The organism is Microlunatus soli, assembly GCF_900105385.1.
Taxonomy (GTDB): domain Bacteria; phylum Actinomycetota; class Actinomycetes; order Propionibacteriales; family Propionibacteriaceae; genus Microlunatus; species Microlunatus soli.
The window spans coordinates 2,330,249-2,355,461 of sequence record NZ_LT629772.1; the positions used below are offsets into that span (position 1 = coordinate 2,330,249).

The 25,213-nt window shown below is 67.2% G+C and carries 22 protein-coding genes; 7 read left to right on the forward strand and 15 right to left on the reverse strand.

Translation table 11 applies throughout. The features are described 5' to 3' along the window. The first annotated feature begins 101 nt into the window (after positions 1-101). On the forward strand, positions 102-998 hold the full coding sequence (locus BLU38_RS10790) for an oxygenase MpaB family protein (RefSeq protein WP_091524254.1): 897 nt from the start codon (positions 102-104) through the stop codon (positions 996-998). On the opposite strand, the gene BLU38_RS10795 is transcribed toward BLU38_RS10790, so the two are convergent. The 4 genes from BLU38_RS10795 to BLU38_RS10810 all read right to left on the reverse strand — a co-directional run bounded on the left by BLU38_RS10795 (position 999) and on the right by BLU38_RS10810 (position 5,568). Further along, on the reverse strand, positions 999-2,939 hold the full coding sequence (locus BLU38_RS10795) for an AMP-binding protein (protein ID WP_091524257.1): 1,941 nt from the start codon (positions 2,937-2,939) through the stop codon (positions 999-1,001). 93 nt (positions 2,940-3,032) lie between these two features. Beyond that, positions 3,033-3,836 (reverse strand): amino acid ABC transporter ATP-binding protein, encoded by an 804-nt coding sequence (locus BLU38_RS10800; RefSeq protein ID WP_091524261.1) that lies wholly within the window; start codon positions 3,834-3,836, stop codon positions 3,033-3,035. Continuing rightward, positions 3,833-4,711, reverse strand: a complete 879-nt coding sequence (locus tag BLU38_RS10805) for an amino acid ABC transporter permease (protein ID WP_091524264.1) — start codon at positions 4,709-4,711, stop codon at positions 3,833-3,835. Before BLU38_RS10805 ends, BLU38_RS10800 begins: the two co-directional genes overlap by 4 nt. Then, positions 4,708-5,568, reverse strand: a complete 861-nt coding sequence (locus BLU38_RS10810) for an ABC transporter substrate-binding protein (protein WP_091524268.1) — start codon at positions 5,566-5,568, stop codon at positions 4,708-4,710. Before BLU38_RS10810 ends, BLU38_RS10805 begins: the two co-directional genes overlap by 4 nt. A 163-nt stretch (positions 5,569-5,731) precedes the next feature. On the opposite strand from BLU38_RS10810, the gene BLU38_RS10815 reads away from it, so the two are divergent. Next, the gene (locus BLU38_RS10815; protein WP_091524271.1) at positions 5,732-6,241 is read left to right on the forward strand and encodes a hypothetical protein; all 510 of its coding nucleotides are present in this window, start codon (positions 5,732-5,734) and stop codon (positions 6,239-6,241) included. 22 nt (positions 6,242-6,263) lie between these two features. On the opposite strand, the gene BLU38_RS10820 is transcribed toward BLU38_RS10815, so the two are convergent. Together BLU38_RS10820 and BLU38_RS10825 are read right to left on the reverse strand one after the other, a co-directional pair. Next, positions 6,264-7,409, reverse strand: a complete 1,146-nt coding sequence (locus tag BLU38_RS10820) for a CPBP family intramembrane glutamic endopeptidase (protein ID WP_091524275.1) — start codon at positions 7,407-7,409, stop codon at positions 6,264-6,266. An 89-nt stretch (positions 7,410-7,498) separates the two neighbouring features. Beyond that, a complete protein-coding gene (locus BLU38_RS10825) occupies positions 7,499-9,880 on the reverse strand; it encodes a sodium-translocating pyrophosphatase (RefSeq protein WP_091524278.1) in 2,382 nt (793 codons plus the stop codon). Positions 9,881-10,210: 330 nt separating this feature from the next. On the opposite strand from BLU38_RS10825, the gene BLU38_RS10830 reads away from it, so the two are divergent. Next, on the forward strand, positions 10,211-12,544 hold the full coding sequence (locus tag BLU38_RS10830) for a DEAD/DEAH box helicase (protein WP_231920284.1): 2,334 nt from the start codon (positions 10,211-10,213) through the stop codon (positions 12,542-12,544). An 81-nt stretch (positions 12,545-12,625) separates the two neighbouring features. Beyond that, complete coding sequence (locus tag BLU38_RS10835) at positions 12,626-14,161, forward strand: class I SAM-dependent methyltransferase (protein WP_231920285.1); 1,536 nt, start codon at positions 12,626-12,628, stop codon at positions 14,159-14,161. A 38-nt stretch (positions 14,162-14,199) separates the two neighbouring features. Here the strand turns inward: BLU38_RS10835 and BLU38_RS10840 are convergent, their stop codons facing one another. The 9 genes from BLU38_RS10840 to BLU38_RS10880 all read right to left on the reverse strand — a co-directional run bounded on the left by BLU38_RS10840 (position 14,200) and on the right by BLU38_RS10880 (position 21,995). Further along, positions 14,200-14,745 carry a hypothetical protein gene (locus tag BLU38_RS10840; RefSeq protein ID WP_157683374.1) on the reverse strand — a complete coding sequence of 182 codons (546 nt, stop codon included), beginning with the start codon at positions 14,743-14,745 and terminating at the stop codon, positions 14,200-14,202. A gap of 616 nt (positions 14,746-15,361) precedes the next feature. Then, a complete protein-coding gene (locus BLU38_RS10845) occupies positions 15,362-15,739 on the reverse strand; it encodes an Rv3654c family TadE-like protein (protein ID WP_091524288.1) in 378 nt (125 codons plus the stop codon). Then, the gene (locus tag BLU38_RS10850; protein WP_157683375.1) at positions 15,736-16,107 is read right to left on the reverse strand and encodes a TadE family type IV pilus minor pilin; all 372 of its coding nucleotides are present in this window, start codon (positions 16,105-16,107) and stop codon (positions 15,736-15,738) included. The genes BLU38_RS10845 and BLU38_RS10850 overlap by 4 nt, the downstream gene beginning before the upstream one ends. Positions 16,108-16,129: 22 nt before the next feature. Next, complete coding sequence (locus tag BLU38_RS10855) at positions 16,130-16,384, reverse strand: hypothetical protein (RefSeq protein ID WP_091524294.1); 255 nt, start codon at positions 16,382-16,384, stop codon at positions 16,130-16,132. 464 nt (positions 16,385-16,848) lie between these two features. Next, entirely contained in the window at positions 16,849-17,646 is a 798-nt protein-coding gene (locus BLU38_RS10860; RefSeq protein WP_091524297.1) for a type II secretion system F family protein, read from the reverse strand. Further along, complete coding sequence (locus BLU38_RS10865; RefSeq protein ID WP_091524300.1) at positions 17,643-18,464, reverse strand: type II secretion system F family protein; 822 nt, start codon at positions 18,462-18,464, stop codon at positions 17,643-17,645. The genes BLU38_RS10860 and BLU38_RS10865 overlap by 4 nt, the downstream gene beginning before the upstream one ends. Next, entirely contained in the window at positions 18,461-19,612 is a 1,152-nt protein-coding gene (locus tag BLU38_RS10870) for a TadA family conjugal transfer-associated ATPase (protein WP_091524304.1), read from the reverse strand. The genes BLU38_RS10865 and BLU38_RS10870 overlap by 4 nt, the downstream gene beginning before the upstream one ends. After that, entirely contained in the window at positions 19,609-20,712 is a 1,104-nt protein-coding gene (gene ssd, locus BLU38_RS10875) for a septum site-determining protein Ssd (protein WP_091524307.1), read from the reverse strand. Before ssd ends, BLU38_RS10870 begins: the two co-directional genes overlap by 4 nt. Positions 20,713-21,266: 554 nt before the next feature. Next, positions 21,267-21,995 carry a Fic family protein gene (locus BLU38_RS10880; protein WP_091524310.1) on the reverse strand — a complete coding sequence of 243 codons (729 nt, stop codon included), beginning with the start codon at positions 21,993-21,995 and terminating at the stop codon, positions 21,267-21,269. Between the two features lie 274 nt (positions 21,996-22,269). On the opposite strand from BLU38_RS10880, the gene BLU38_RS10885 reads away from it, so the two are divergent. From BLU38_RS10885 to BLU38_RS10895, 3 genes are all read left to right on the forward strand, one after another. Then, positions 22,270-23,031, forward strand: a complete 762-nt coding sequence (locus BLU38_RS10885; protein ID WP_091524314.1) for a class I SAM-dependent methyltransferase — start codon at positions 22,270-22,272, stop codon at positions 23,029-23,031. Positions 23,032-23,178: 147 nt separating this feature from the next. Beyond that, on the forward strand, positions 23,179-23,553 hold the full coding sequence (locus BLU38_RS10890; RefSeq protein WP_091524317.1) for a DUF485 domain-containing protein: 375 nt from the start codon (positions 23,179-23,181) through the stop codon (positions 23,551-23,553). After that, positions 23,550-25,196, forward strand: coding sequence for a solute symporter family protein (locus BLU38_RS10895; protein WP_091524321.1), 1,647 nt, complete (start codon positions 23,550-23,552; stop codon positions 25,194-25,196). The genes BLU38_RS10890 and BLU38_RS10895 overlap by 4 nt, the downstream gene beginning before the upstream one ends. The last annotated feature ends 17 nt before the right edge of the window (positions 25,197-25,213 follow it).

The window sequence follows — 25,213 nt, forward strand, 5'->3', positions numbered from 1 at the left end:
GGCCGGCTTCCACGCCGGTACGGACCCCGTGTCTGCACCCGTGATCGAGGGCGGTGCAACGGCTCAGCGCAGCCCCTCGCGCAGCGGACTAGCCTGGCTGAATGACCGCCGCGCCGACCGCCCTGCCGCTGCTGGACCGGATCCGGGTCCGGATGGCGGAAGCTGTCGGGTCGCGGATCGGCACCACTGGGCCGACGTCGGCGTTCGCCGTGCTGCGCGAAGATCAGGACGCGAAGCGCTGGTATCCAGCGGAGTCGCCGGTGCGGACGGTGCACGGCGACATCGCGATGCTGATCGGCGGGATCCGGTCATTGCTGTTGCAGTCCTTGCATCCGGTCGCGATGCAAGCCGTCGAAGAACATTCCGGATATCGCAGCGACCCGTGGGGCCGTCTGCAGCGGACGGCAGCGTTCATCGCGATCACCACCTTCGGCTCCGAGGAACAAGCCCGGGCAGCGATCGACCGGGTGCTGCGGGTCCATGATCACGTCACCGGCACCACGCCAAGCGGTCTACCCTATCGAGCCTCGGATCCGCACCTGTTGTCCTGGATCCATGTCGCCGAGGCGGACAGCTTCCTGACCGCCCATCGGTTGTACGGCACCAGCCGGCTGTCCCCGGCCGGGCATGACCGTTACGTCTCCGATCTTGCTCGGACCGCCTCGGCGCTCGGGGTGACCGATGCACCGGCCGACGTCGACCAACTCCGGCGGCAGCTGGCAGCGTTCCGTCCCGAGCTGCGGGGTGGCGGTCAGGCACGGGCGGCAACCCAACTGTTGCTGTGGCGTCCTCCGCTGTCCGGCACGGTCGGTGCGGGCTATCGGCTGTTGGCGGCCGGAGCGGTCGCCTCGCTGCCACCGTGGGTGCGCCAGGAGCTGGAGCTGCCGTCCTTGCCGATCCTGGATCGCGCGGTCGTCCGGCCGGCGGCCAAGGCACTGCTGATCAGTGTCGACCGGGGATTCGCTGCGACCTTCGAACGGCGCCCGGGCGCGGCATGATCACTGGGTCAGGATCGGTCGCAGTCCGTCGATCACCGACGGGTCCTCGATGGTCGAGGGCACCTGAGTGTGCTGGCCGTCGGCGATCTCTCGCATCGTCTTGCGCAGCACCTTCCCCGACCGCGTCTTGGGTAGCGCCGGTACGGCATCGATCCGTCGCAGCGATGCGATCGCGCCGATCTCCTGGCGGACCAGGGCGACCAGCTCGTCGCGTAGTTGATCATGGTCGATCTCGACACCGGACTTGATCACCACCAGGCCGCGCGGGAGCTGTCCCTTCAGCGGGTCGGCGACCCCGATCACGGCGCATTCGGCGACCGCGGGATGGGTCGCCAGCACCGCCTCCAGCTGCCCGGTGGACAGCCGGTGGCCGGCGACGTTGATCACGTCGTCGGTGCGGCCCATCACGAACAGATAGCCGTCGTCATCGAGGTAGCCACCGTCACCGGTCAGGTAGTAGCCGGGATAGGTCTCCAGATAGCCGGTGACGAACCGCTGCGGATCGCCCCAGACGCCGGTCAGGGTGCCCGGTGGCAGCGGTCGACGGAGGCAGATCGCTCCCTCGGCACCGACCGGCACCGGCGTACCGTGTTCGTCCAGGATCGCCACCTGGTAGCCGGGCACCGGGACGGTCGACGATCCGGGCTTGATCGGCATCGGCTCCAGCCCGCGCAGGTTGGCGACGATCGGCCAACCGGTCTCGGTCTGCCACCAGTGGTCCACGACCGGGACGCCGAGTTGATCATCGGCCCACCGATAGGTGTCCGGATCCAGCCGTTCGCCGGCCAGGAAGAGCGTCTGCAGCGTCGAGAGATCGGACGCAGCAATGGCTTCCCCGTCCGGATCGACCTTGCGGATGGCGCGGATCGCCGTCGGTGCGGTGAAGAGCACCCTGACGCCGTGCTCGGCCACCACCCGCCAGAACGCACCGGCATCCTGAGCCTGTCCCCCGGCGGTGTCCTGAGCTTGTCGAAGGGCACTGACCGGCTTGCCCTCGTACAGCACGGTCGTTGCACCGACCAACAGCGGCGCGTAGGCGATGAAGGAGTGCCCGACCACCCAACCGACGTCGCTCGCGGTGAACATCACCTCACCGGGCCCGACATCGAAGATCGACCTCATCGCGTAGCTGAGCGCCACCGCATGACCGCCGTTGTCGCGAACGATGCCCTTCGGCTTCCCGGTGGTGCCTGAGGTGTAGAGGATGTACAGCGGATCCGTGGCTGCGACCTCGACCGGGACGGCCGGCTCGATCCGGGCGTCCCTCATCAACGCGGCCAGATCAAGATCACGTGGCTCGGACATCTCGACGACGGGTGCGTCGGCGTGATCATTGCGTGGCACGATCACGCAGTGTCGCGGCTGATGCTCGGACAACTCCAGGGCCGTGTCCAGCATCGGCTTGTAGGCGATCACCCGGTCCGCCTCCAGGCCGTAGGCCGCGGAGATGATCACCACCGGCTGAGCGTCGTCGATCCGCTTGGCCAGCTCGGCGGGCGCAAATCCACCGAAGACGACCGAGTGCACCGCGCCGATCCGAGCACAGGCGAGCATCGCGATCACCGCTTCGGGGATCATCGGCAGATAGATCACCACCCCGTCACCCTTTCCGACACCGAGTGCGGTCAGTGCGCCGCCGAGTTTGCCGACCCGCTCCAGCAGGTCGGCGTAGCTGAACGACCGACGCCGTCCGGTGACCTCGGAGTGGAAGATCAGGGCCGGCTGTTCACCACGGCCGCCGATGACGTGTCGATCGAGAGCGTTGTAGGAGGTGTTCAGCACACCGTCGGCGAACCAACGGTCGACGTCACCGGAGCCGGCCGGCTCGGTCGAGTGTGCCGACCGCGGTCGGGTGAACCAGTCGATCGCGTCGGCCTGCTGGAGCCAGAATCCCTCCGGATCCTCGATGCTGCGCCGATAGCTCTCCGCGTATGCGCCCATGCTCGCCTCCCACGTCGATGTCGGTCCATCCTGCCATCGCGACAGGCCGGGCGCACTCGGTCAAACGACGCCGCCGGACGAGGCCGGTCCGACTCAGCGGTCCGGCGCCTGCTCCGACGGCGGCGTCGTCCGGTCGGCCAGTCGGGAGAGGAACTGCCGAGTACGTTCCCGGCGCGGGGCCTGCAGGATCTCCGCCGGTGTCCCTTGCTCGTGGATCTCGCCGCCGTGCAGGAAGCAGATCCGATCGGCGATCCGGCTCGCGAAGCTCATCTCGTGGGTATTGATGATCATGGTCATGCCCTCACTGCGCAGCTCGGCGAGCAGATCGAGCACCTCACCGACCAACTCGGGATCCAAGGCCGAGGTGACTTCGTCCAGCAGCATCACGGCAGGATCGTTCACCAAGGCCCGCGCGATCGCCACCCGCTGTTGCTGGCCGCCGGACAGATCGTCCGGACGTGCCGTCGCCTTGTCCGGCAGACCGACCCGTTCGAGCATCTCCATCGCCCGCCGACGCGCTGCGGCGACGGGCACCTTGTGCACCCGAGTCGGTGCCAGGGTGATGTTGTCGATCACCGACAGGTGCGGAAACAGGTTGTAGGCCTGGAAGACGATCCCGATCCGACCGCGGATCCGATCGACGGCGACGCCGGGATCGGTGATCTCCACACCGTCCAACGTGATGATGCCGTCGTCCACCGTCTCCAACAGGTTGATGCAACGCAGCAGTGTCGATTTCCCGGAGCCGCTCGCACCGATCAGCACCACGCACTCGCCGCTTGCGACCTCCAGATCGATCGATCGGAGGACGACGTTGGTCTCCCGGCGGCTGCCGAACGACTTGCGGACTCCGCTCAGTGACAGCAGGCTGGATGCTCCGGGAACGGCCGCGGTCATACCAGACCACCTGCCCCGTGAAAGCCCTGCTTCCGGGCGATCCAGTCGGTCAGCCGTGCCATCGGGATGGTGAGACAGACAAACAGGATCCCGGCCACCACGTACGGGGTGAAGTTGAAGTCGGTCGCGGTCGAGATCTGCGCAGCCCGGATCGCGTCGATCACCCCGAGGACGGCGATCAGCCCGGAATCCTTCTGCAGCGAGACAAGATCATTCATCAACGGCGGCAGCACCCGACGGACCGCCTGCGGCAGCACGACATGACGCAGCGTCTGCAGATGACTCAGGCCCAGTGATCTTGCGGCTGCCCGCTGCGACGGGTGGACCGACTCGATGCCGGCCCGGAACACTTCGGCGACATAGGAGGAGTAGGTCAGGACCAGCGCGGCACAGCCCCAGAAGAGCACGCTGGACGGCAGACCCTGCAGCCGCAGTGCGGGCGCTCCGAAGCCCAGCAGGAAGATCACCAACAGCAGCGGCAGCCCGCGGAACACGTCGACGTACACCGTGGCGAGCAACCGGAACGGGAACGCCACCGGCCCGCGCAGGGTGCGGACGATCGCCAACACCAACCCGATGATCCCGATCAGCACGGCGCAGACCAGCATCACCCGGATATTGAGCCACAGCCCGGTCAGCACCTGTGGCAGCGCCTCGGCAGCCTTGGCCGGATTGAAGAAGGTCTGCTGGACGCGCGGCCAGCCAGGAGATCCGAGCACGCCGGCGCCGAGCAGTCCGACAACGATCAGGGTCGAGAGCAGAGCGATCACCATCGACCGACGGGCTCGCCGCCGACGGAAGGCGACCCGTCGGAGTTGATGGTCCGATGGTGTCCAGTCGTCGCCGACGACCGGCGGGCCGGGTTCGGTGATCATGTCAGCTCCGGCGCTCCTTTGGCCGACAGCCATTCCTTCTCCAACTTGTCCAACGTGCCGTCGGAACGCAGCGTGTCCACTGCCTTGCTGACGCAGCTGGTCAGCTCGGATCCCTTGTCCAGCACGGCCCCGAACTGCTCGGGTTGTGCGCCGGAGGGCAACTGGCCGACGATCACGCCGTTGTCCAACTGCGCCGCCGTCATGTAGAACGCGGTCGGGACGTCGACGACGATGCCGTCGATCTGCTTGTTCTTCAATGCCTGCACGGCGAGATCGTTGGTGTCGTAGACCGCGACCTGTTCGGTCGGCTTGATCTGCTTGGTGGCGGCGTCGTAGGAGGTCGTCCCCACCTGGGCGCCGAGCTTGGCCCCGGTCAGGTCGCTGATCTTGGTCTTGCCGTCGATCGGGCTGCCCTGATAGGTGATCACGGCCTGCCGGACGTCGTAGTAGCCGGAGGAGAAGTCGACGGCGTTCTTGCGCTCGGCGCTGATCGACACCTGGTTGAGGTCGATGTCGAAGGTCTTCTCACCCGGCGTGATCACCGAGTTGAACGGTACCGTCTCCCACTTCACCTTCGACTTGTCGAAGCCGAGCTGGTCGGCGATCGCATAACCGACCGTCGACTCGTAGCCCTTGCCGTTGCTCGGGTCGTCGTCGACGAACCACGGCGCGTAGGCCGGCTTGTCGGTGCCGATGGTGAAGGTGCCCTTGGTCTTGACGGCGAGCTGGTCGGTGCTGCAGTCGGCAGCGCTCGCCGAGGACTCGGCCGCTTCGTCGATCGGTGCGCTGCAGGCGGCGATGCCGAGCAGCGGGGTGAGGACGAGGACGGTGGCAAGGAGGTCGGAACGACGGGACATGACGGGCCTCTTTCTCCAAAAGCAGACCAGGGAATGATACGGCCCGGCTTACCGGGTGTTTTCGATCTGATCGAATGTCGACGGTCACCGCCCCTCCCGACCGGCACGCTGACCGACCTCAGCACGCTGTCGCATCGTGCAGTCTCAGAGAGGACTCCCTACCGTGTCGCATCGCAACCAACTGAAGAGCCGGATCGTCGGTGGCTTGGCCGCCGCCATCGTGGCGGCAAGCGCCGCCGTCGGCGTCGCCACGCCGGCGCACGCCTACAGCCCGAATCCGTCGCCGAAGCCCGGACCGACCAGAGTCTCGACCGATCAGAGCCGGACCCTCACCGACCCGGTCGACAACACCTACTTCCACAAGGATCCGGGCGGTTACGGCGCGAAGATCGAGCTGCGCACGAAGAGCGGCCACTACATCGGGAAGGTCGAGTTCCACCCATACGGCGAGAAGGCCTACGTCTACGACACCAGCAACGACAGCGACAGCTTCTACGTCATCCTCCGTAGTCCAGGAGCAAACCCCGAGGACTGCAATCCACCGAAGACACCGAAGACCGTCGATCTGAAGGTCTGCGATCTGAGCTACAAGGAGGGCAAGCCGGTCTACATCACGGTGTACGACAACCAAGGCCAGTCCGACGAACTCGCCATGGTCACGGGCAACGCCTGACCTCGTGGCGTGCAGTGCACGCCTACGGGGCTGTCGGCGCAGCTGCCGGCCCCAGCGCGGACGGCTGGCCGCTCGGTCGGTAGATCCGCTGGATCCGCTGCCGCTTGGCCTGCCAGAGGATCAGCGCGACCGCGATCGCGTTGACCACCAGGGTGATCACCGGCGCCAGCGGGCTGCCTTGCGAGGTGGAGCTGACGAAGGCCTGGTCCCAGCCACCGAACAGGATGGTGCCGATCATGATGGTGACGTTGTTGGACAGGTGCAACGCCACCGACGCCTCCAGACCACCGGTGCGCCAGACCAGGAAGCAGGAGGCGGTGGCGAAGATCGCCAGATCGAGGAAGATCCACGGATCGGAACTGCCGTGGGCGGCCGCGAAAAGCAGGACCGACGGGATCATCGAGACGATCAACGCGACCTTGGGGTTGGCGAACCAGGCACCGACGTTCTGCATCAGCAGGCCGCGGAAGGCATACTCCTCGCCGGCCGATTGGAACGGGATACCGATCACGACCATGATCAACAGCGCGATCCAGCCCTCCGGCTTCGGGCCGGTCTGCCCGTCCACCAGCAGTTGCAGTCCGATGTAGACGATGAACAGCGGCAGCGTGATCATCAGGCAGCGCGCCAGCCAGCCCCAGCGGAATCCGCCGACCACCGAGGACAGGTAGCGGGGACGGATGCCGTGTGCGATCCGGTTGGCCAGCATCGACAGTGGGATCAGGCTGGCCAGTCCGGCAATCAGGTAGGCGAAGGCGATCGGGTCGACCTTCCCGCTGACCATGCCGCCGATGACCGACATCGGATCGAGCCCGGCCGCGACAACGTAGATCATCAGCGGCACCATCAGCAGCAGCTGGGCCCCGATCGCGAAGACGACGGTGAGCACGATCGCGACCACCGGCCGCCAGCCGGCGAAGCGGAGGCCGCGGGGCAGTTGCTGATACTCCCGGGGTGTGATCGGCATCGGTCCGGGCCGTTCGGGCGGGGCGGCCGGCTGAACGGCCCCGTACCCGCCGGCCCCGTACCCGCCGGCCCCGTACGCGCCGCCGGCGGCATTCCCCGCCGGGCCGACGACCGGCTGGTGAGCGGGAACCCCGAGGCCCGGCCCGAGAGACTCGGGCCGGGCCGATGGGTGGTTCCCGGACGGGTCCTGCTGCTGGCTCATAGGGCCGATTGTGTCAGCAGCGGCCAAGGAGCGTGGTGTTCTACCCTCCGAGCAGCCTGCGCGGCGACCGGACCGCTGCCGACTCCCGTTCAGACGCCGTGGGTGTTCTCCGGTGCCCGCTCAGGGGTCTCGACCGAGGTAGCGGGAGCCTCACCGGCCAACGCCGGCGTGGACCCGCCGCCGTTGCCGCCGCCGTTCTCATCGGCGATGCCGACCTGACGCTTGGTGCTGATCACCACGACGGTGACCACGACAGCGAAGGCGATCAGGGCGATCACGAACCGCAGCGGGTTGGACGAGTTGCTGATCGGCGACATCGCGACCACGGCCGGGGCGATCAGCACGGCGACCAGGTTCATCACCTTGATCAACGGGTTGATGGCCGGGCCGGCGGTGTCCTTGAACGGGTCACCGACGGTGTCGCCGATGATGGTGGCCTCATGGGCATCGGAGCCCTTGCCGCCGCCGTACCCGTCCTCGACGATCTTCTTCGCGTTGTCCCAGGCCCCGCCGGAGTTGGCCAGGAAGACCGCCATCAGGGTGCCGGCCGCGATCGCACCGGCCAAGTAGCCGGCCAGGGCCGGGGCACCCAGGCCGAAGCCGACCGCGATCGGCGCCATGATCGCCAGCAGGCCCGGGGTGGCCAGCTCACGCAGCGAGTCCCGGGTGCAGATGTCGACGACCTTGCCGTACTCGGGCTTGCCGGTGCCTTCCATGATCCCGGCGATCTCGCGGAACTGGCGGCGTACCTCGTAGACGACCGCACCGGCGGCCCGACCGACGGCGCTGATCGCCAGCCCGGAGAACAGGAATACCACGGCCGCACCGGCGATCAGACCGACCAGGGTCTGCGGTGCGTAGACCACGGCGTCGGCGGTGAACTTGGCGTAGGCATCGCCCAGCACGCCGCGGATCGCGTCGGTGTAGGAGCCGAACAGGGCGGTCGCGGCGAGCACGGCGGTGGCGATCGCGATGCCCTTGGTGATCGCCTTGGTGGTGTTGCCGACCGCGTCCAGCTCGGTGAGGATCTGAGCGCCGTCACCGTCCACGTCGCCGGACATCTCGGCGATGCCTTGCGCGTTGTCCGAGACCGGACCGAAGGTGTCCATCGCGACGATCACGCCGACGGTGGTCAGCAGGCCACAGCCGGCCAGCGCGATGCAGAACAGCGCGACGATGCCGGTGCCGCCGATCAGGAAGGCGGCGAACACGGCGGCCGCGATCACCAGCGCGGTGTAGACCGCCGAGGACAGGCCGAGCGACATGCCGGACAGGATCACCGTGGCCGCACCGGTCAGCGAGGTCTTGGCGACATCCTTGGTCGGCCGGTTCTCGGTGTCGGTGTAGTAGCCGGTCAGCGACAGGATCAGCACCGCCAGCACGATGCCGACGATTACCGACAGCAGTGCGACCACCCGCGGATCGTCGATCGGGCCGCTGAAGGTGCCCTTGGCCAGGCCGAGATCGGCAAAACTGGACGGCAGGTAGACGAAGGCGGCGATCGCGACCAGGACCGCCGAGATGACCGCGGAGATGTAGAACGACCGGTTGATCGTCCGCAGCCCGCTCTCCCCCGCACGCGGGCGAGTCAGGAAGATGCCGATGATCGCGGTGATCACGCCGATCGCCGGGACGATCAGCGGGAAGATCAGCCCGGCCTCGCCGAAGGCGGCCTTGCCCAGGATCAGCGAGGCGACCAGCATCACCGCATAGGACTCGAACAGGTCGGCGGCCATCCCGGCGCAGTCGCCGACGTTGTCACCGACGTTGTCGGCGATGGTCGCGGCGTTGCGCGGGTCGTCCTCGGGAATGTTCTGCTCGACCTTGCCGACCAGGTCGGCGCCGACGTCGGCGGCCTTGGTGAAGATGCCGCCGCCGACACGCATGAACATGGCCAGCATGGCGGCGCCGAAGCCGAAGCCTTCGAGGATGGTCGGGGCGTCGCTGCGGAAGATCAACACGACCAGTGCAGCGCCGAACAGCCCGAGCCCGACGGTCGACATGCCGACGTGGGCGCCGGTGCGGAAGGCGATCTTCATCGCCGGGTCACGGCCCTCGTCCCGCGCGGCAGCCGCCACCCGGACGTTGGCGCGGACCGCGAGCCACATCCCGAGGTAGCCGATCATCGCGGAGAAGAACGCGCCGACGATGAAGGCCAGCGAGCGGCCGATCCGGAGCAGCACCTGGGACGCGCCGGTGTCGGTGTGCGCCGGCAGCAACAGCAGCAGCAGGAACGCGACGACAGCGAACACACCGAGGGTTTTGAACTGGCGGGTGAGGTAGGCGGCGGCGCCCTCCTGGACGCCCTGCGCGATGGTGCGCATGCTCTCGGTGCCTTCACCGGCGGCGAGCACCTGACGACGGAAGACCAGAGCCATTGCCAGGGCGATCAGCGCGATCACCGCGACGATCGCGACGACGGTGAGATTGCCCGACGACAAGGTCACTTGTTGTGCGGTAGGAAAGTACATAAAACGTGCACTCCTGATGCTGCGGAAGTTTCGGATTTACTCCACAACGCGCCCTCGCGCGCAGCTTGCCGGGAGTCTAACCATGACCGCCCGGCTCACGCATGACCTGGGTCACATTGGCGACACAGATGGGCCCCGCGTCGCTGTCGTTGTCTGCGTCACTGACCGGCCCGGAGTGCACGGATGCGCAGTTCCTGCAGTCGGGATGTCTGTAGTGCGCACGTGCAGTGATCGTGAACCGACAACTCGCCGTCGACCGCGTCCCCTCGGTGACCACTCGTCCGGGGCGTCCGTTGACGCACTGTCGGAGCGCGGCGGCACACTGGGACGGTGACCATCTCGACCGATCCCGCCGCGTCCGGCACCGACGCCGGCCGCGTCCGGCACCGCCGGCGGCTCGACGGGCGGACGGCCGAGTTCGGCGACTGGCCGGGTTGGTTGCCCGCCGAGATCGTCGAGTCGCTGCGGGCGACCGGTCTGGAGCGGCCGTGGACCCACCAGGTCACCGCCGCCGAGGCCGCCTATTCCGGCAGTCACGTCGCGCTGACCACGGGTACGGCATCGGGCAAGACGCTGGGTTACCTGATGCCGGTGCTGGCCGCGACCTACGGCGGGGTCGCGGCGACCTCCCGTGCGCCGGTCGGTGGCCGGGCCGAGCTGCGGGAGCTGATCGTCAAACCGAAACGGCCGCACACCGCGCTCTACCTGGCACCGACCAAGGCACTGGCCCATGATCAACTGCGGGTGACAGACCAGGTGGGTCTGCCGGATTGGCGGGTGGCCGCCGTCGACGGCGATTCCGAACGCCAGGAACGGGACTGGGCCCGGGAACACGCATCCTATGTGCTGACCAATCCGGACTTCGTGCACTATTCGATGCTGCCGCGGCACGGGCGGTGGGCATCGTTCCTCTCCGCTCTGCGCTATGTGGTCATCGATGAGGCGCACCGCTACCGCGGCGTCTTCGGCAGCCACGTCGCGCAGGTGATCCGGCGGCTGCGGCGGCTGTGTGCCGCGCATGGTTCGCATCCGACGTTCATCCTCGCCTCGGCGACCGTCACCGCCGCCGAGGAGATGGTGTCGGAGCTGATCGGCTGCAGCACTGACGAGGTCACGGTCGTCGATCGGGACGCGTCTCCGCACGGTCCGGTCGAGATGATCATGTGGGACCCGGAGGCCTATCCGACCGACGAGGCGGCCGTGCTGCTCGCCGATCTGGTGACGGCGGGCAAACAGACGGTTGCCTTCATCCCGTCCCGCCGGATGGCCGAGCTGACTGCCGTACGAGCCCAGGAGCGGGCGTCACGGCTGACCGGTGCTTCCGAAGGACTGACCGTGAACCCGCCGAAGGAAGACCCGCGGATCGATTCCTATCGCAGCGGTTACCTCGCCGCCGACCGCCGTGCTCTGGAGCGTGCGTTGCAGGATGGGTCGCTGCACGGGCTGGCGGCCACGAACGCCCTGGAGCTCGGTGTCGACGTGGCCGGGCTGGACGCAGTGATCATCTGCGGCTTCCCCGGCACCCGGTCCGCGCTCTGGCAGCAGGCCGGACGCGCCGGGCGATCCGGTCGTGAGGCAGAGGTGATCTTGATCGCGGCGAAGAACCCGCTCGACGCCTACTACTTCGATCATCCCGGGCTGCTGTTCGACGAACCGGTGGAAAAGACCGTCCTGCACGCCGACAATCCGTACGTGCTCGGTCCACATCTGGCCGCGGCTGCCCAGGAGCTGCCGCTCACCGACACCGACAAGGTCTGGTTCGGCGACTCCATGATCAATACCCTCCGCCGGTTGGAGGCGCAAGGTGTGTTGCGGAAGCGGCCGGCAGGGTGGTTCTGGTCCCGGCCGGACCGGGCGGTCGATTCGGTGGATCTGCGCGGCTCGGGCGGGCCGACCGTCGACATCATCGAGGACGAGAGCGGCCGGGTGCTGGGCACGGTCGATCAAGCCGCCGCCGACGGTACGGTGCACGAGGGCGCGGTGTATCTGCATCAGGGCGAGACCTATCTGGTCGACGAACTTGATCTTGAAGAGTCCGAGGCACTGGTGCACGCCGCCCGGCTCGGCTATTACACCGAGCCGCGCGGCAGCAACGAAGTCGAGGTGGTCGCCGAGCAGTTCACCCGCCCGTTCGGCCGCGGCATCCTGCATTACGGCGATGTCGACGTGTTCTCCCAGGTGATCGGCTATCTGCGTCGGGACGAGGTGACGAGCGACGTCTGGGACGAGACACCACTCGACATGCCTGAGCGCCGGCTGCGGACCAAGGCGGTCTGGTGGACCTTCGATGCTGCAGCCCTCGATCTGTCGGCGGTCCAGCTCGGGTCGGCCGCACATGCCGCTGAGCACACCGCGATCGGGCTGCTGCCGATGTTTGCGCCCTGTGACCGCTGGGACATCGGCGGGTTGTCCACGGTGCTGCATCCCGACACCGGGACGCTGACGGTCTTCGTCCATGACGGCCAGGCCGGCGGCGCCGGGTTCGCCGAACGTGGTTACCGGGTCGCCGACGACTGGTGGCAGGCGACCCTGGAACGGCTCCGGTCCTGCGAATGCAGCGCCGGCTGCCCGTCCTGTGTGGTCTCCCCCAAATGCGGAAATGCCAACCAGATGCTCGACAAGCAGGCTGCCATCTGGCTGCTGGAGGCGCTGCTCGTCGACTGACCCGCCGGCTGATCATCGGGGAAACTTCTGCCGGTTACTCGCGGCAGGATCTTCCCCGATATGCCCGGTACGGTATGGCCGGTGACTTTCCTGCTGTTCCCGGGCCGCCATCACGTGCTGACCACCTTCCAGGCCGACTATCTGCAGTCCGTGACAGGCCCCGACGGGCAGTGCCCGGAGGCGACAGTGGTCTGGGCGGTCACGTCGGCGAACCACCACACCACCAAGCGCAACCCCGTCCCGTACGACCGCCGCGAGGCCGCGATCGAACGGTTGTCGACCCAGACCGGGCTCCGGTCGCTGGTGGTCGCGGTCCACGACGTACCGCCGACCGACCTGTTCGCCGACGCCACGGTGAAGGCTTGCGAAGAAGCACTGGGCGAGGACCTGTCGCCGGCGACCACGACGGTTGCCTGTTCGACCGCTTCGGTGGCGGCGATGTACCGCGATCTTGGCTACACCGTGCTGCCGGTCGAGGACGGTCTCGACCCGCAGCCGGCCCGACCGTGGGACGTGTTGCTGGAGATCGCCGACGGCTCCGACGTTTGGCGGAAGTCAGCGCACCCGGCGACCGTGGATGTCTTCGAGCGCTACCGGCTGGATGATCATGTCCGCCGGTGCGTCAACGATCCGGTGATCGGCGACGACGGCGGGCTGACGCCGACTCGGGATTATCACACCTATGCCGAGGCGTTCGAGACGGCGTCGGACCGCAAATGGGAGCAGATCGCCGACTTCGTCCGGCCGGGACGGATCCTCGACATCGGCTGCGCGACGGGTGGTCTGTTGGAGCGGATCGATCGTGACCTGCGATTCCACGAATCCGACCTGCTCGGCGTCGAGGTGGCGCGACATCTGATGGCCGAATGCGAACACAAGCTCAACCAGGGCGTGTTCAGCAATCCGAACGTCTACTTCTATCAACGCAACATGCTCGGTGACGCGATCTTCTCGCCGAACTCGATCGACACCTCGATCAGCATCGCACTGACCCACGAGATCTGGTCCTACACACCGCCGACCTCGCCTTCCAGCCGGCTCGACGCGGTCCGTCGCTTCGTGCACAACATCGCAGCCCACACCACTGCCGGCGGCGTCTGGATCAACTCCGATGTCTGCGCCCCCGACGATCCGGACCGCCAGGTCGCCCTGAGTCTCGACGATTCCGACGGCCGGAATCCCAACAGCGTCAGGGATCTCGACGGACTACCCAGAGCAGAGGTGGCCGACCACGTCGGCGCGCTGTCAACGCGAGCGAAGTTCGATCAGTTCCAGCACGACTTCGCCCGCAACGCCGGCGTCATCATCGGCGCCGAGACCAGTGGCGCCGCGATCCTGCTCCGCCTCGGCGATGCGATGGACTTCCTGACCCGCAAGGACTACGCCGACAACTGGCTGTCGGAGTCGCACGAGCAGTTCTGCGGACTGACCTACGCCGACTGGACCAAGATCATCTCCGAGGCAGGTCTCTCGATGGCACCGGGGTCCCATGCCTGGCGTAATGACTGGGTGATCACCAACCGCATTGCACCGGTAGCCTCCCTGGCCGACCCCGGCGGCGCCAGCATCGACTGGCCCGTCACCCACCTGCTCGCGATCGCCGAGAAGCCCCAATAGCCGACGAACCGGAGGTGGTGCCGCTCAATGTCGCAGCGTCAGCGGACGTTTCCATCCCGCACGCAAGCGTTGCGCTTCCACTCACTCTTCGTGAGCGCTTCAGTGCTCCTCAGATCGGCGACCCGCCAGCGATCGTCTGGCCCCTTCTCGGCCACCATGTGTTGGATCAGATACCTGCTGCCAGGGTCCCATAGCGGCTTCCCAGACTCGTCGTCGACGACCTCGAACCGTGACCAGTCCTCGCACCCGACGAGCACGGCTCGGCCTCGCTCCTCATTGAGTGCTGTCACAACGACGCCTATTCGAAGGACGCCGGTGCCCGTTACGCCAGGGGCGATGCCCTCCATGTTGAGCTCTAGGTAGTTCCCGGTCATTGTCTGTTTTAGTTCGCGCGTCGGCTTTGCACTCCCGCCCATCCGCTGGATCCGCGTGGCCTCGGCGAACCCGGCCCGGTACGCGTGCTCCACACTTCCGCGGTCACTCGTCGTTGACGGCTTGTCCTTCTCTGTGTCCGCCGATTGCTTGCTTCCCTTCGACGGTGCGACCGCGCTCGGCACAACGCCCGGTCGCTCGCCGTCGGGCACGCCTGAGCATCCGGCGAGGAGAACCAACGCAAGACCGCACAGAGACGCCTTCAACACATCAGAATGATGGACCGTGGCTGGCTGACTCACTCGACGCACCCGGACACGTTCTCTCTGTTCAACCCACCTCCCGAATCACGAGAGGTATCGCACGTCTCGTCCGCAGGTCTCCCCGCCACGACCAGCAGAGTCGTGCTGGTGCGCACGGCGAGCAGACTCGACGGATGCCCATCAGTCGCCAAACGTGCATCGCGTTCGTGTTCTGACCTGATCACTGCGGAACACCTTCCAGGCGCCAGCCTGGTTGTACTTCGTCGGATCGTCCACGATCGGCGCATGCATCTCGACGGCAACGAGTTCCCAGTCTGTATTCGAGACTGCTCTTCCGTTGGCCTCCGCTCGGCGCTATCGGAGGCACTGGGAGTCGACGTTGCATCCGTGGCTCTTGACGTCGATGGTGTCACGTCCGTCGACGGCGATCGCCCACCCATGCTCGGCGTATCGCCAGCGCATGCGCTGACACCGCACATCACAATCACCGCCATCCAGCCGGCTGGTGATCTCATGGCTCCCTCCGCCGGTGAGCGCTAGCAGCGGGCCAACTCGCCGGCGCGGCTCACCGCACGGGTCCTGCATGAGCCTGGACTACCAGGGTTTTCCGGAGGCCAGGCATCTTGATCGGGACCGGCTGGGAGATCTTGGTCGTGATCACGAAGTCCGTCGGGTCGCCGACGATGTCGCAGTGGACGAGCTTGTGCCGGTTCTTGATCGCGTTGGCCGCGGCGGCGAGGCAGCCGTCGGCGCCGGTGCCGTAGGCGCGGGCGCCGGCGAGGGCGGCCAGGTCTGCGGCCGCCCGCGCCTGATGGTTGGCGACGATGTAACGCCCGACGACTCCGAAGCCTGCGGCCAGCACCAGCATGAAGATCACCACGGTCATCAAGAGGATGGTGCCGCTGCCCCGCTCCCGGCCGCGCAGCGGCACACGACTGATCACGATCCCGGCTCCTTCACTGCTGTCGACTGTGCTTGCAGCGTCACCGCGGGCACGAAGTCGAAAGGCTTGGAGGTCACCTTCACGATGACGGTGACCTCCTGCCCATGGCTGTCCACGTCGACCGTGGATCCGGTCGGCGCCGACGCGGTCTCCCGGCGGACTGCGTCCTTGTCTCCGCGCGCCGCCTGCCGGGCGATGTCGCTGGCTGCGTCGATGCACATCGCCTGCGTCCCGAACAGGGAGATCGCCCAGCCGAAGAACGCGAGCATCATCATCACGATCAAGATGCCGCAGACCAGTTCGACGGTGACCATCCCGCGGTGTGATCCCGTGGCCGGCGACCGATCCGAACGCTGCAATCGAGGCATCGCTGATCCTCCGAAAGATCGATCAGTCGAAGATCTTGCTGACCAGATCCTTGAACACTCCGGCCAGGAACGTCGCCATCTTCTCGTCATGCAGCATCGTCGCCACGACGGTGACGATCGCGATCACCACCAGCGTGCCGAAGATGAATTCGACGGTGACCATGCCTCGCTCCGACGGGCGAGGCGGCGACAGGATGTAGCCGAGCATGGTGCTGAACAGACTGAGCGGACCGGCGCTGACGCTCGCCGCCGAAGCCGCCTCCAATGATTGATGCATCCCAACTCCTCTGTGTGAAGAGGGGAGCCCCGATGTGCTCCCCGGACTTGCCCTGCACTGACACTCTGGGGATTTTCGACCGTGACTGTTTCGCCTGTGGACAGCGCTTCGTGGTGGGTTTCGGGCTGTGGACAACTGTCTGCTGGTGCCGCCGCCCCGTCCTGCAGAGAGGTTCGGAAGCCGGACCAGAAGTCGCGACGGCCGCGTCCACGAAGATCCGAGGTCCTGTGAAGCCGGGAGGTTCCCGCGAAAAGGGCCCCGGCATCCTGTTTGCGACGTCGAGGTCGGGCGGAGTCGGCGCGGGACACGTGTGCCCGGCGAGCTTGACCGAGAAGGTTGCTGCCAAACGGGCTGGATCACAGCAACTCGCTCGGTCAACTTGATGACTTGGCTGTTCGCCACGCAGATCCCAACGGGCGAGAGCGATGAGCAACGGGGCCGGACAGCCACCTGTCGCTGTCGTCTCAGCCCAGCGAATTCTGCAGTGCCGACACGATCGTCGGCACCACGCAGACGAGCAGGAACGCCGGGACGAAGCAGACCATCAGCGGCGGCACCGACTTGACCCCGACCGTACGGGCTCGGGCCTCCATCGCGCCGCGGCGATCCCTGCGCGCGATCTCCGCGGAACGCCGCAGCACGGCAACCAGCATCGTCCCGGAATCGACCGACCGGGCGAGATCGACGCTCACCCGCCCGAGTTGTGGATGATCACGAAGGGCGCGCCAGGCGTCCGCGTCCGAACGACCGAGGTCGATGTTGCGGACGACGTCGGCCAGGTCGTCGGTCAACGGCCCGCTGGTCACCGCCACGACCTCCCGTACGGCAGCACGCAGCGGCAAGCCGGCGTTCATCGCCGAGGCCATCAACTCGAGCACATGAGGAAGATCCTGGATCATCTGCTCCCGGCGCCTGCGCTCAGCGGGAAGCTCCGCACGACCGAGAAAGATGATCATGACGACCCCGATGATCGGAACCGCGAGCACGACGACCGGCCCGACATCCGGATCGAGGACCCGCCAGCCGAGCATGGCAACCAGGCCGGCGGCGACGCCGACCAGGTAACGCGTCCGAACGGGTGGAGCATACGGTCTGGGCGCCAGCAATTGCAGCCACCACCGCAGCCGCGACTGCTCGGGCGAACGCCGCCGTTGCCTGCCCAATCTGTGGAGTCGCCCCGACGGGCTGCTCACCAGACCGGCTGCCGAGAGTCCGGCAAGGGTCACGGATAGTGCTAGCGCCACCATGACGTGCATGATCATCTCCCGCCGGATGCGTGATCGGCAACCCGTTCCATCCACAGCACGCCGGCGGCAGCCAGGGCCGCACCGGCGATCAGACAGGCCCAGCCGGCACCGGAGTTGATCAGGAAGTCGAGCGGATCACCGCCGATCAGGTAGCCCAGTGCCACGCCCACCAACGGGAGCGCTGCCATCACCTTGCCGCTGGCACGCGGCCCCGCGGCCTCGCTGCCGATCACCAGGCCCAATGATTCGTCAGCCACCAGGGCCTCCGACACGTCATCCAAAGCCTCGGCCATCCCGGATCCGGTCGTCGACGACAGCCGCCATGCCCTGGCAAGATCAGCGAGGCCGGCGCGTCCTGCTTCACGCGATTGACGCAGCCACCCGTTCGGCATGTCGCCACCGAGGTCAGCAGTAGCGACAGCGGGACGTAACACCGGGCAGTCCTGGGCCGCTGACCTCAACGCGACCAATGGCGGCTGGCCGATCCGCACCTGCGCGGCCAGCACCGCACATGCCTGGGCGACTTCGCGACTGTTGTCGGCTGCCCGACGTCGACGAAGGGCGCGCTTGATGATCACCCAGCCCGTGCCAGCCATGATCATGATCGGCACGCACAGCCAGAAGGCCTGCCGCCCCCAGGCCAGACCGATCAGTGCAGGCACCCCGATCGCCAGCGTCGCCGGCACGACCAGACCCGCGTGGATGCGCCGCCGACGGCGCGGCTCGATCTCTGATGCCTCGACCGAGAGTCGCCGCAGGACGATCCGGGACAGCGGCGGCCGGACCGCGATCGCGGCGGCCAACCCCGCCACCAGCACGGTGAAAATGATCATGATCTGGACAGCAACTCCTTCAACCGATGCGATCCCGGGCCGAGCGCCGAGCGACCCCGCTCATCGAAGCGGACCGCCGGTTCGGCACGCACCCACGAAGACTCGCGGTCCCGGTCGACGACGTCGATCTCGGCGATCCGTCGTTGCCCGGTCGCCGAACGGGTGATGTGCACCAGCACGTCCAGCGCCGAAGCGACCTGTGCATGCAGGGCATCTCTGGCCATCCCGCCCAGCGCGGCCAATGCCTCCAACCGCGCCGGGACGTCGGCGGCGGAGTTGGCATGCACCGTGCCGCAGCCACCTTCGTGCCCGGTGTTCATGGCGGACAGCAGATCACACAGTTCCGGTCCTCGGACCTCGCCGACGATCAACCGGTCCGGCCGCATCCGCAACGCCTGACGCACCAGGTCGGTCAGGGTCACCGCACCGATCAGCTCGGCGTTGCCCGGTCTGGCCTCCAGTCGAATCAGGTGCTGGTGATCCGGGGCGAGCTCACGGGAGTCCTCGACGATCACCATCCGCTCGGTCGGCGGGACGCGAGCCAACATCGCGGCCAACAGTGTCGTCTTGCCCGATCCGGTGCCGCCGCTGATCAGGAACCCGACGCGGGCGTTGATCATCGCCGTCAGCAACTCCGCACCGACGGCGGACATCGAACCGGAATCGACCATGTCCTGCAGCGAGAAGGACCGGCGTGCCGGCACCCGCAGCGAGATGCAGGTCCCCGGATCGGCCAGCGTGCCGAGGATCGCGTGCACCCGGGTGCCGTCGGACAGTCGCGTGTCGACATACGGTGCGGCGTCATCGAGGCGGCGCCCGGCGCCGGCCGCCAGCCGCTGCGCCAGTCTGCGGACCTCGGATTCGGAACCGAAGCGGACACCGGACGGCTCAAGGCCCGTGCCGCGGTCGATGAACACCTGGTCGGGCCCGTTGACCAACACGTCGGTCACCCCGTCGATCCGCAGCAGCGGATCGAGCGGACCCGCTCCTACGCTGTCCCGGCGGATCGCTTCCACCGTCTCGAAGAGGCTCGCGTCACTGACCAGCAGCCCTTCGGCCCGCATCGCCGCAGCCACGTCGGCCGGTGTGTGGGCCCGTCCGAGACCTGCGAGCTTGGCCCGGATCGGATCCAGATCGGCGACAGTCATGCTGCCCGTGACTCGACGTCGATCCGCTCCAGCAGTCGCCGGCTCAGTTTGGCCAGCGGGCCACGGGACGCTCTACCGGGAGGATCGCCGCGCTCCGCCCCCTGACGGAGCGCGGCGTCCTCCCGCAGCACCCCTGCCAGCGGAAGCTCGAGCGCGTCGGCCACCAGTCGCGCCTCGACGCCACCGCTGCGCGGTCGCCGGACAACCAGTTCGACGTCGATCGCCGCCTCACGCAGGGCAGGGACGAATTGTTGGGCCGCTGCGATCCCTCGGACGTCGGCCGCGACGACCACCAGCGCGAGATCGGCCCGACGCAGCACCTCGCGCCCACCGGGATCCAGTGCCCGCGGCAGGTCGACGACGGTGAGCCGATGGGTCCGCGCGGCCGACTGCAGCACAGCCCGTACGGCGTCGACGGTCGGTATGACGACCACGTCCTCCCGCGCCGCCGACAGCAGATCGAGCCCGGCCAGCCGCGGCAGATGTCCGCTCAGATCCCCGAGGTGGCCCTGGGCGGCGACCAGCCGTGGCCATCGCCAGCCCGGCACCCCTTCGGCCCCGACCAGCAGGTCCAGCCCGCCACTCATCGGGTCCAGGTCGACCAGCATCGCCGGCAGCCCCTGCCCCGCCGCCACCACGGCCAGCCCCGCAGCCAGCGACGACGCGCCGACACCGCCGGATGCGCCGACTACGGACACCGTCCGGCCACCACCGCTCGGTCGTCCGGTGGCATCGGCGATCGCCGCGGTCAGCACGCCGGCAGCCTGCGGCAGCCCCAGCACCGCCGCACCGAGTGGGGCCGACCAGCGCCACAATTCATCGTCGTCCTGGGGGCCGACGACATACACCTCGGTCCGATGTGGGAGGACGAGCTCGGCCAACTGCCGCGCCCGATCGAGCCCGACGACGACGATCGCTGCCGTCATCCACTGCGGTCTGACCGCCGCAGGCTCGGCGCTGACCGTCGGCTCGACCCCGGCCGCTGCTGCAGCGGCAAGGACGCTGTCCAACAGATCCACGTCACCGGTCAGCACCAATGCCGATGCAGCCTCGGACCGACCATCCGGTCGACCGCGGGTCTGTGTCTGGTTGACTCCCATATCTTCACCATGGGGCGAATCGGCGTCACCTGTTCGGCGATGACCGCTCGATTGTGGACAACGGTCGGATCGTGTACGCCGGGGCTGTGGAAAACCACCGGCACCCGGTCAGCAGCGGTCAACCGGTTCCAAGATCAGACGATCGTCCAAGGTTCGCGCGACCGTCAGGAGTGGACCAGAAAATTGGTGACGGACCCTTCTCAAATGGCGTCGGCAGGAGTACAACTGATGCCAAGAAGAACTGAATGATCTCGTACCGAGTGCAGACCGGGATTGTTGTCCTGCTTAGGTTTTGATCGGTCCGCCCGCTGTGTCGGACTGTCGGCGACGATGCCGAGTCGGCCCGCTGTGGCCGTCCGCAGTCGGCGCGATGATCATCAGTGATTCTTGCGCAGGAACCAAGTACCCACGCGGTGATCACCCATCCGCAAAGGGCAGTTGCGATCCAGGCTTGCCTGGGCCAACACATAGTGTGCACGCTTGGTCGCTTGGATGATTGCGCAAGCCGGCGCCCACCCGTCAGGTGTGGGCGCCGAGCTGTGTGCGGGCTGCTGCTAGCGGGCGATCGGCTTCAGCGGCGACAGTTCGGCACCCTTGGCCACCGCCTCACAAACATGCAGCAGCCAATCCCGTACCCCGTCGGCCGCCCCGGTGCGATACGCCGCCAGCGCCCGCCGATAGTCGCCCTCGAGTGCTTGATGCCCAGCCTCCGGCACTGTGACCGCCGGCCGGTCGAGGTCGCCGTCGATCAAGATCATGTGCTGCACCGCACGGGCCACCATGCCGTTACCGGTGACGAACGGGGCCATCGTGATCAACTCCGCGTGAGCGACTCCGGCGAGGACGATGACCGGCGCGTCGGTGTGCGTCGTCAGCAATCGTTGGAGAGCCGTCAACCGGGCGCCGAGATCGTCCCCGGGGCGGACCCGGCCAAGATCATCATCGGCAGCGATCCCGCGGCACAGGATGGCGTGCGAGCGGGCGATCGCCTGACCGGGCGAAACCCGGATCAGGCCGGCGAGATCGACCAATTCGGTGTACAACCGGACCGCCGGCGCGGTCCAATCGATCGCCGGACCGGCGTGATCATCCTGGTTGATCTCCAGGGCTGCGGTCGCCCGCGCTGCCGCCAGCAGGGCCGCCGCACTCTGCTCTGCCGACACGGTCCGGCGGCCGCGGTCCCGTAACACCGCATCGAGCGCGTCGCGTGCGGCCGCAGCCGCCGATCCGACCCCCTCCAGTCGGGTCAGCTCGGCGAGCGGATCGCTGATCGGCGTCGCCATCTGGCACCTCCACGGCTCGACGTCTGGAGCAGGAACAGTAACCCCACCCGGGGCGCGTTGCCGCCCCCGGGAGCGTCGGCGGCGACTCCCGACGCCGCAAGCGCGCGGCGCTCGGCCCTTCGACAGGCTCAGGAGCCTTCGACAGGCTCTGCCCCCTCCCTCAGACTCGGCGACCTCGGTCCTTCGACGCGCTCAGGAACCTTCGGACGGCAGGACCGGGTTGCCGGGCCGCGTCGTGCGGAGCCGGGGAGCAGGGGTGATTTACACTGCGGGCATGCCTGAGCCGCGCCGTACGCCGTTCCCCGTCGCGGCGCTCGACTGGATGGCCGGCAACGATCCGCGGCGGGTGCTCGACCTGGGATCGGGTCGTGGCCGGTTCGCCCGGATGCTGGCCGATGCCGGCCATCAGGTCTTCTGTGTCGACCGGTCCACGGAGCGGATCTTCCGGCTGACGGCGACGATGCAGAGTCGGCTGCACCTGGTCGCCCAGGCCGAGTCCTTGCCGTATGCCGACCAGCAGTTCGATGTCGTCACCTCCGCGGAGTCGCTGCACAAGTTCGCCCCCGGCCTGGTGGCCGCGGAGATCGCCCGCGTATTGCGGCCCGGCGGCGTCGTTTCGGTGCTCTACAACACCCGCGACGACACCGTTCCGTGGGTGAAGAAGCTGGCGAAGATCCTGCAGTACGTCGACCCGGATGCGATGCGCGGCGCCTACGGCCAGGACTCGGTCCATGCATTGGCCGACAGTCCGTACTTCGTCGATCTGGAACAGAAGAATTTTCGCAACTGGGTGCCGATCGACCGTGCCGGATTGATCGACATGGTGTCCCGTCGTCCGGTCACCGCCCAGTTGGACGAGCCTGATCGGCACCGGTTGCTGGACGAGGTCGGGTCCTTGTACGACTCCTACGCGCGTGGGCCCGAGCCTCTGTTGCTGCCCTTCCAGACCTCGTGCTGGAGGGCGGTTGTCGATCATCAGCAGTTGGCACCTCCGGCCGACGACGACTCCGGTCTGGAGATCCCGCTCACCTTTTGAAAGGCCCTTCCGCTGCGCGACGCGCAGTCGAGCACCCAAGTCGGACTGGTGCCCAATCTCGGCTTGTCGGTCCTCCGGTCCTGGCTGCAGCCGCTGTTAGCGACTATCGTCACCAGCACCGCAATTGACTGTGGAGGTGGCACGACGATGTCCCAACCAGACACTCCGGAAGCGGATCGGATCGATCCGGCCCAACACAAGGCCTACGCCGAGATCGCCGCGTCGACGGAGTTCCAGAACCTCCGGAAACGCTTCCTGAGCTTCGCGTTCCCGGCGACCGTCATCTTCATGATCTGGTACGTGGTCTATGTACTCTGCAACAACTGGGCACGAGGCTTCATGGACATCCAGGTCTTCGGCAACATCAACATCGCGCTGATCTTCGGGCTGTTGCAATTCGTCTCGACCTTCGTCATCGCGATCTTGTATGCCCGTCATGCCAACCGGTCGATCGATCCGGCGGCCGACAAGCTGCGCCAGCAATTCGAGGCTCAGGTTCAGCCGAAGGAGGATCGATCATGATCACTGCTGATCTTGTACCGATGATCATGCCGCTGCAGACCCAGGGACGCGGTCTGACGATCGGCCTTTTCCTGGTCGTCGTGCTGCTCACCCTGGCGATCACGATCTGGGCATCCCGGCAGACCAAGACCGCCGCGGACTACTACGCCGGCGGTCGCTCGTTCTCCGGATTACAGAATGGGTTGGCGGTCGGCGGCGACTACATGTCGGCGGCTTCCTTCCTCGGCATCTCCGGCTCGATCGCGCTGAACGGCTACGACGGCTTCCTCTACTCCATCGGCTTCCTGGTCGCCTGGCTGGTCGCATTGCTGCTGGTGGCCGAGTTGCTGCGCAACTCCGGCAAGTACACGATGGCCGATCAGCTGGCCTACCGGATGCGGCAGACTCCGGTACGCTCCGCCGCCGCGACCTCGACGATCGTGGTGTCGATCTTCTACCTGCTCGCCCAGATGGTCGGCGCCGGCAGCCTGGTCGGCCTATTGCTCGGCGTGGAAAGCACCACGATCAAGTCCCTGGTGATCGTCGGAGTCGGCGCGTTGATGATCATCTATGTCACGTTCGGCGGCATGAAGGGCACCACCTGGGTGCAGATCGTCAAGGCCGTGCTGTTGATGCTGGGGACGTTGTTGATCACCATCCTGGTGCTGGCGAAATTCGGCTTCAACCTCTCCGAGCTGCTCGGCAGTGCCGCGGACAAGTCCGGCCAAGGTGCGGCTTTCCTGCAACCAGGACTCTTGTACGGCAAGGATCTCGTCGGCAAGTTCGACTTCCTGTCACTGGGGCTCGCGCTCGTCCTCGGCACCGCAGGGCTGCCACACATCCTGATCCGGTTCTACACCACGCCGACCGCCCGAGCCGCCCGCAAGTCGGTGCTCTGGGCGATCGGTCTGATCGGCGCCTTCTATCTGATGACCCTGGTGCTCGGCTTCGGCGCTGCGGCGCTGGTCGACACCAAGGAGGGCAGCCCGGTCGCGGAGTCGTCGGGCAACGTCGCCTCCCCGCTGTTGGCCCAGGCCGTCGGCGGTGGCGAGGGATCCTTCGGCGGCGCGATCCTGCTGGCCTTCATCGCCGCGGTGGCCTTCGCCACCATCCTCGCGGTGGTCGCCGGATTGACACTGACCTCGGCCTCGTCGATGGCGCACGACATCTACGCCAACGTGATCAAGAAGGGCACCGCCACGGAGCGGGGCGAGATGGCGGTGGCTCGGCTGTCGGCGATCGGCATCGGCGCGGTGGCGATCCTGTTGGCGATCTTCGCCCAGCGGTTGAACATCGCCTTCCTGGTCGCCCTGGCGTTCGCGCTCGCGGCGTCGGCCAATCTGCCGGCGCTGCTGTTCAACCTGTTCTGGCGGCGATTCAACACCACCGGCGCGGTGTTCAGCATCTACGGCGGGTTGGCGGTGACGCTGTTCCTGGTGATCTTCTCCCCCGTCGTGTCCGGGACGGAGAAATCGCTGTTCCCCAATGCCGACTTCGCCTGGTTCCCGCTGTCCAATCCGGGGCTGATCTCGATCCCGATCGGCTTCCTGCTCGGCGTCATCGGGACGTTGATCGGCAAGGACGACGGCAGTGCCGGCCGGTACGACGAGTTGTCGGTACGCGCCCTGACCGGCGCCGGTGCGGAGGGTGCCTCCAAGCACTGACTCGATGCGCGGGGCGT

Bases quoted from the DNA above. Each gene is read 5' to 3' on its own strand.
- BLU38_RS10790 (WP_091524254.1), top strand. From the start codon at position 102: ATGACCGCCGCGCCGACCGCCCTGCCGCTGCTGGACCGGATCCGGGTC.
- BLU38_RS10795 (WP_091524257.1), bottom strand. From the start codon at position 2,939: ATGGGCGCATACGCGGAGAGCTATCGGCGCAGCATCGAGGATCCGGAG.
- BLU38_RS10800 (WP_091524261.1), bottom strand. From the start codon at position 3,836: ATGACCGCGGCCGTTCCCGGAGCATCCAGCCTGCTGTCACTGAGCGGA.
- BLU38_RS10805 (WP_091524264.1), bottom strand. From the start codon at position 4,711: ATGATCACCGAACCCGGCCCGCCGGTCGTCGGCGACGACTGGACACCA.
- BLU38_RS10810 (WP_091524268.1), bottom strand. From the start codon at position 5,568: ATGTCCCGTCGTTCCGACCTCCTTGCCACCGTCCTCGTCCTCACCCCG.
- BLU38_RS10820 (WP_091524275.1), bottom strand. From the start codon at position 7,409: ATGAGCCAGCAGCAGGACCCGTCCGGGAACCACCCATCGGCCCGGCCC.
- BLU38_RS10825 (WP_091524278.1), bottom strand. From the start codon at position 9,880: ATGTACTTTCCTACCGCACAACAAGTGACCTTGTCGTCGGGCAATCTC.
- BLU38_RS10850 (WP_157683375.1), bottom strand. From the start codon at position 16,107: ATGCCTCGATTGCAGCGTTCGGATCGGTCGCCGGCCACGGGATCACAC.
- BLU38_RS10855 (WP_091524294.1), bottom strand. From the start codon at position 16,384: ATGCATCAATCATTGGAGGCGGCTTCGGCGGCGAGCGTCAGCGCCGGT.
- BLU38_RS10860 (WP_091524297.1), bottom strand. From the start codon at position 17,646: ATGATCATGCACGTCATGGTGGCGCTAGCACTATCCGTGACCCTTGCC.
- BLU38_RS10865 (WP_091524300.1), bottom strand. From the start codon at position 18,464: ATGATCATTTTCACCGTGCTGGTGGCGGGGTTGGCCGCCGCGATCGCG.
- BLU38_RS10870 (WP_091524304.1), bottom strand. From the start codon at position 19,612: ATGACTGTCGCCGATCTGGATCCGATCCGGGCCAAGCTCGCAGGTCTC.
- ssd (WP_091524307.1), bottom strand. From the start codon at position 20,712: ATGGGAGTCAACCAGACACAGACCCGCGGTCGACCGGATGGTCGGTCC.
- BLU38_RS10880 (WP_091524310.1), bottom strand. From the start codon at position 21,995: ATGGCGACGCCGATCAGCGATCCGCTCGCCGAGCTGACCCGACTGGAG.
- BLU38_RS10885 (WP_091524314.1), top strand. From the start codon at position 22,270: ATGCCTGAGCCGCGCCGTACGCCGTTCCCCGTCGCGGCGCTCGACTGG.
- BLU38_RS10890 (WP_091524317.1), top strand. From the start codon at position 23,179: ATGTCCCAACCAGACACTCCGGAAGCGGATCGGATCGATCCGGCCCAA.
- BLU38_RS10895 (WP_091524321.1), top strand. From the start codon at position 23,550: ATGATCACTGCTGATCTTGTACCGATGATCATGCCGCTGCAGACCCAG.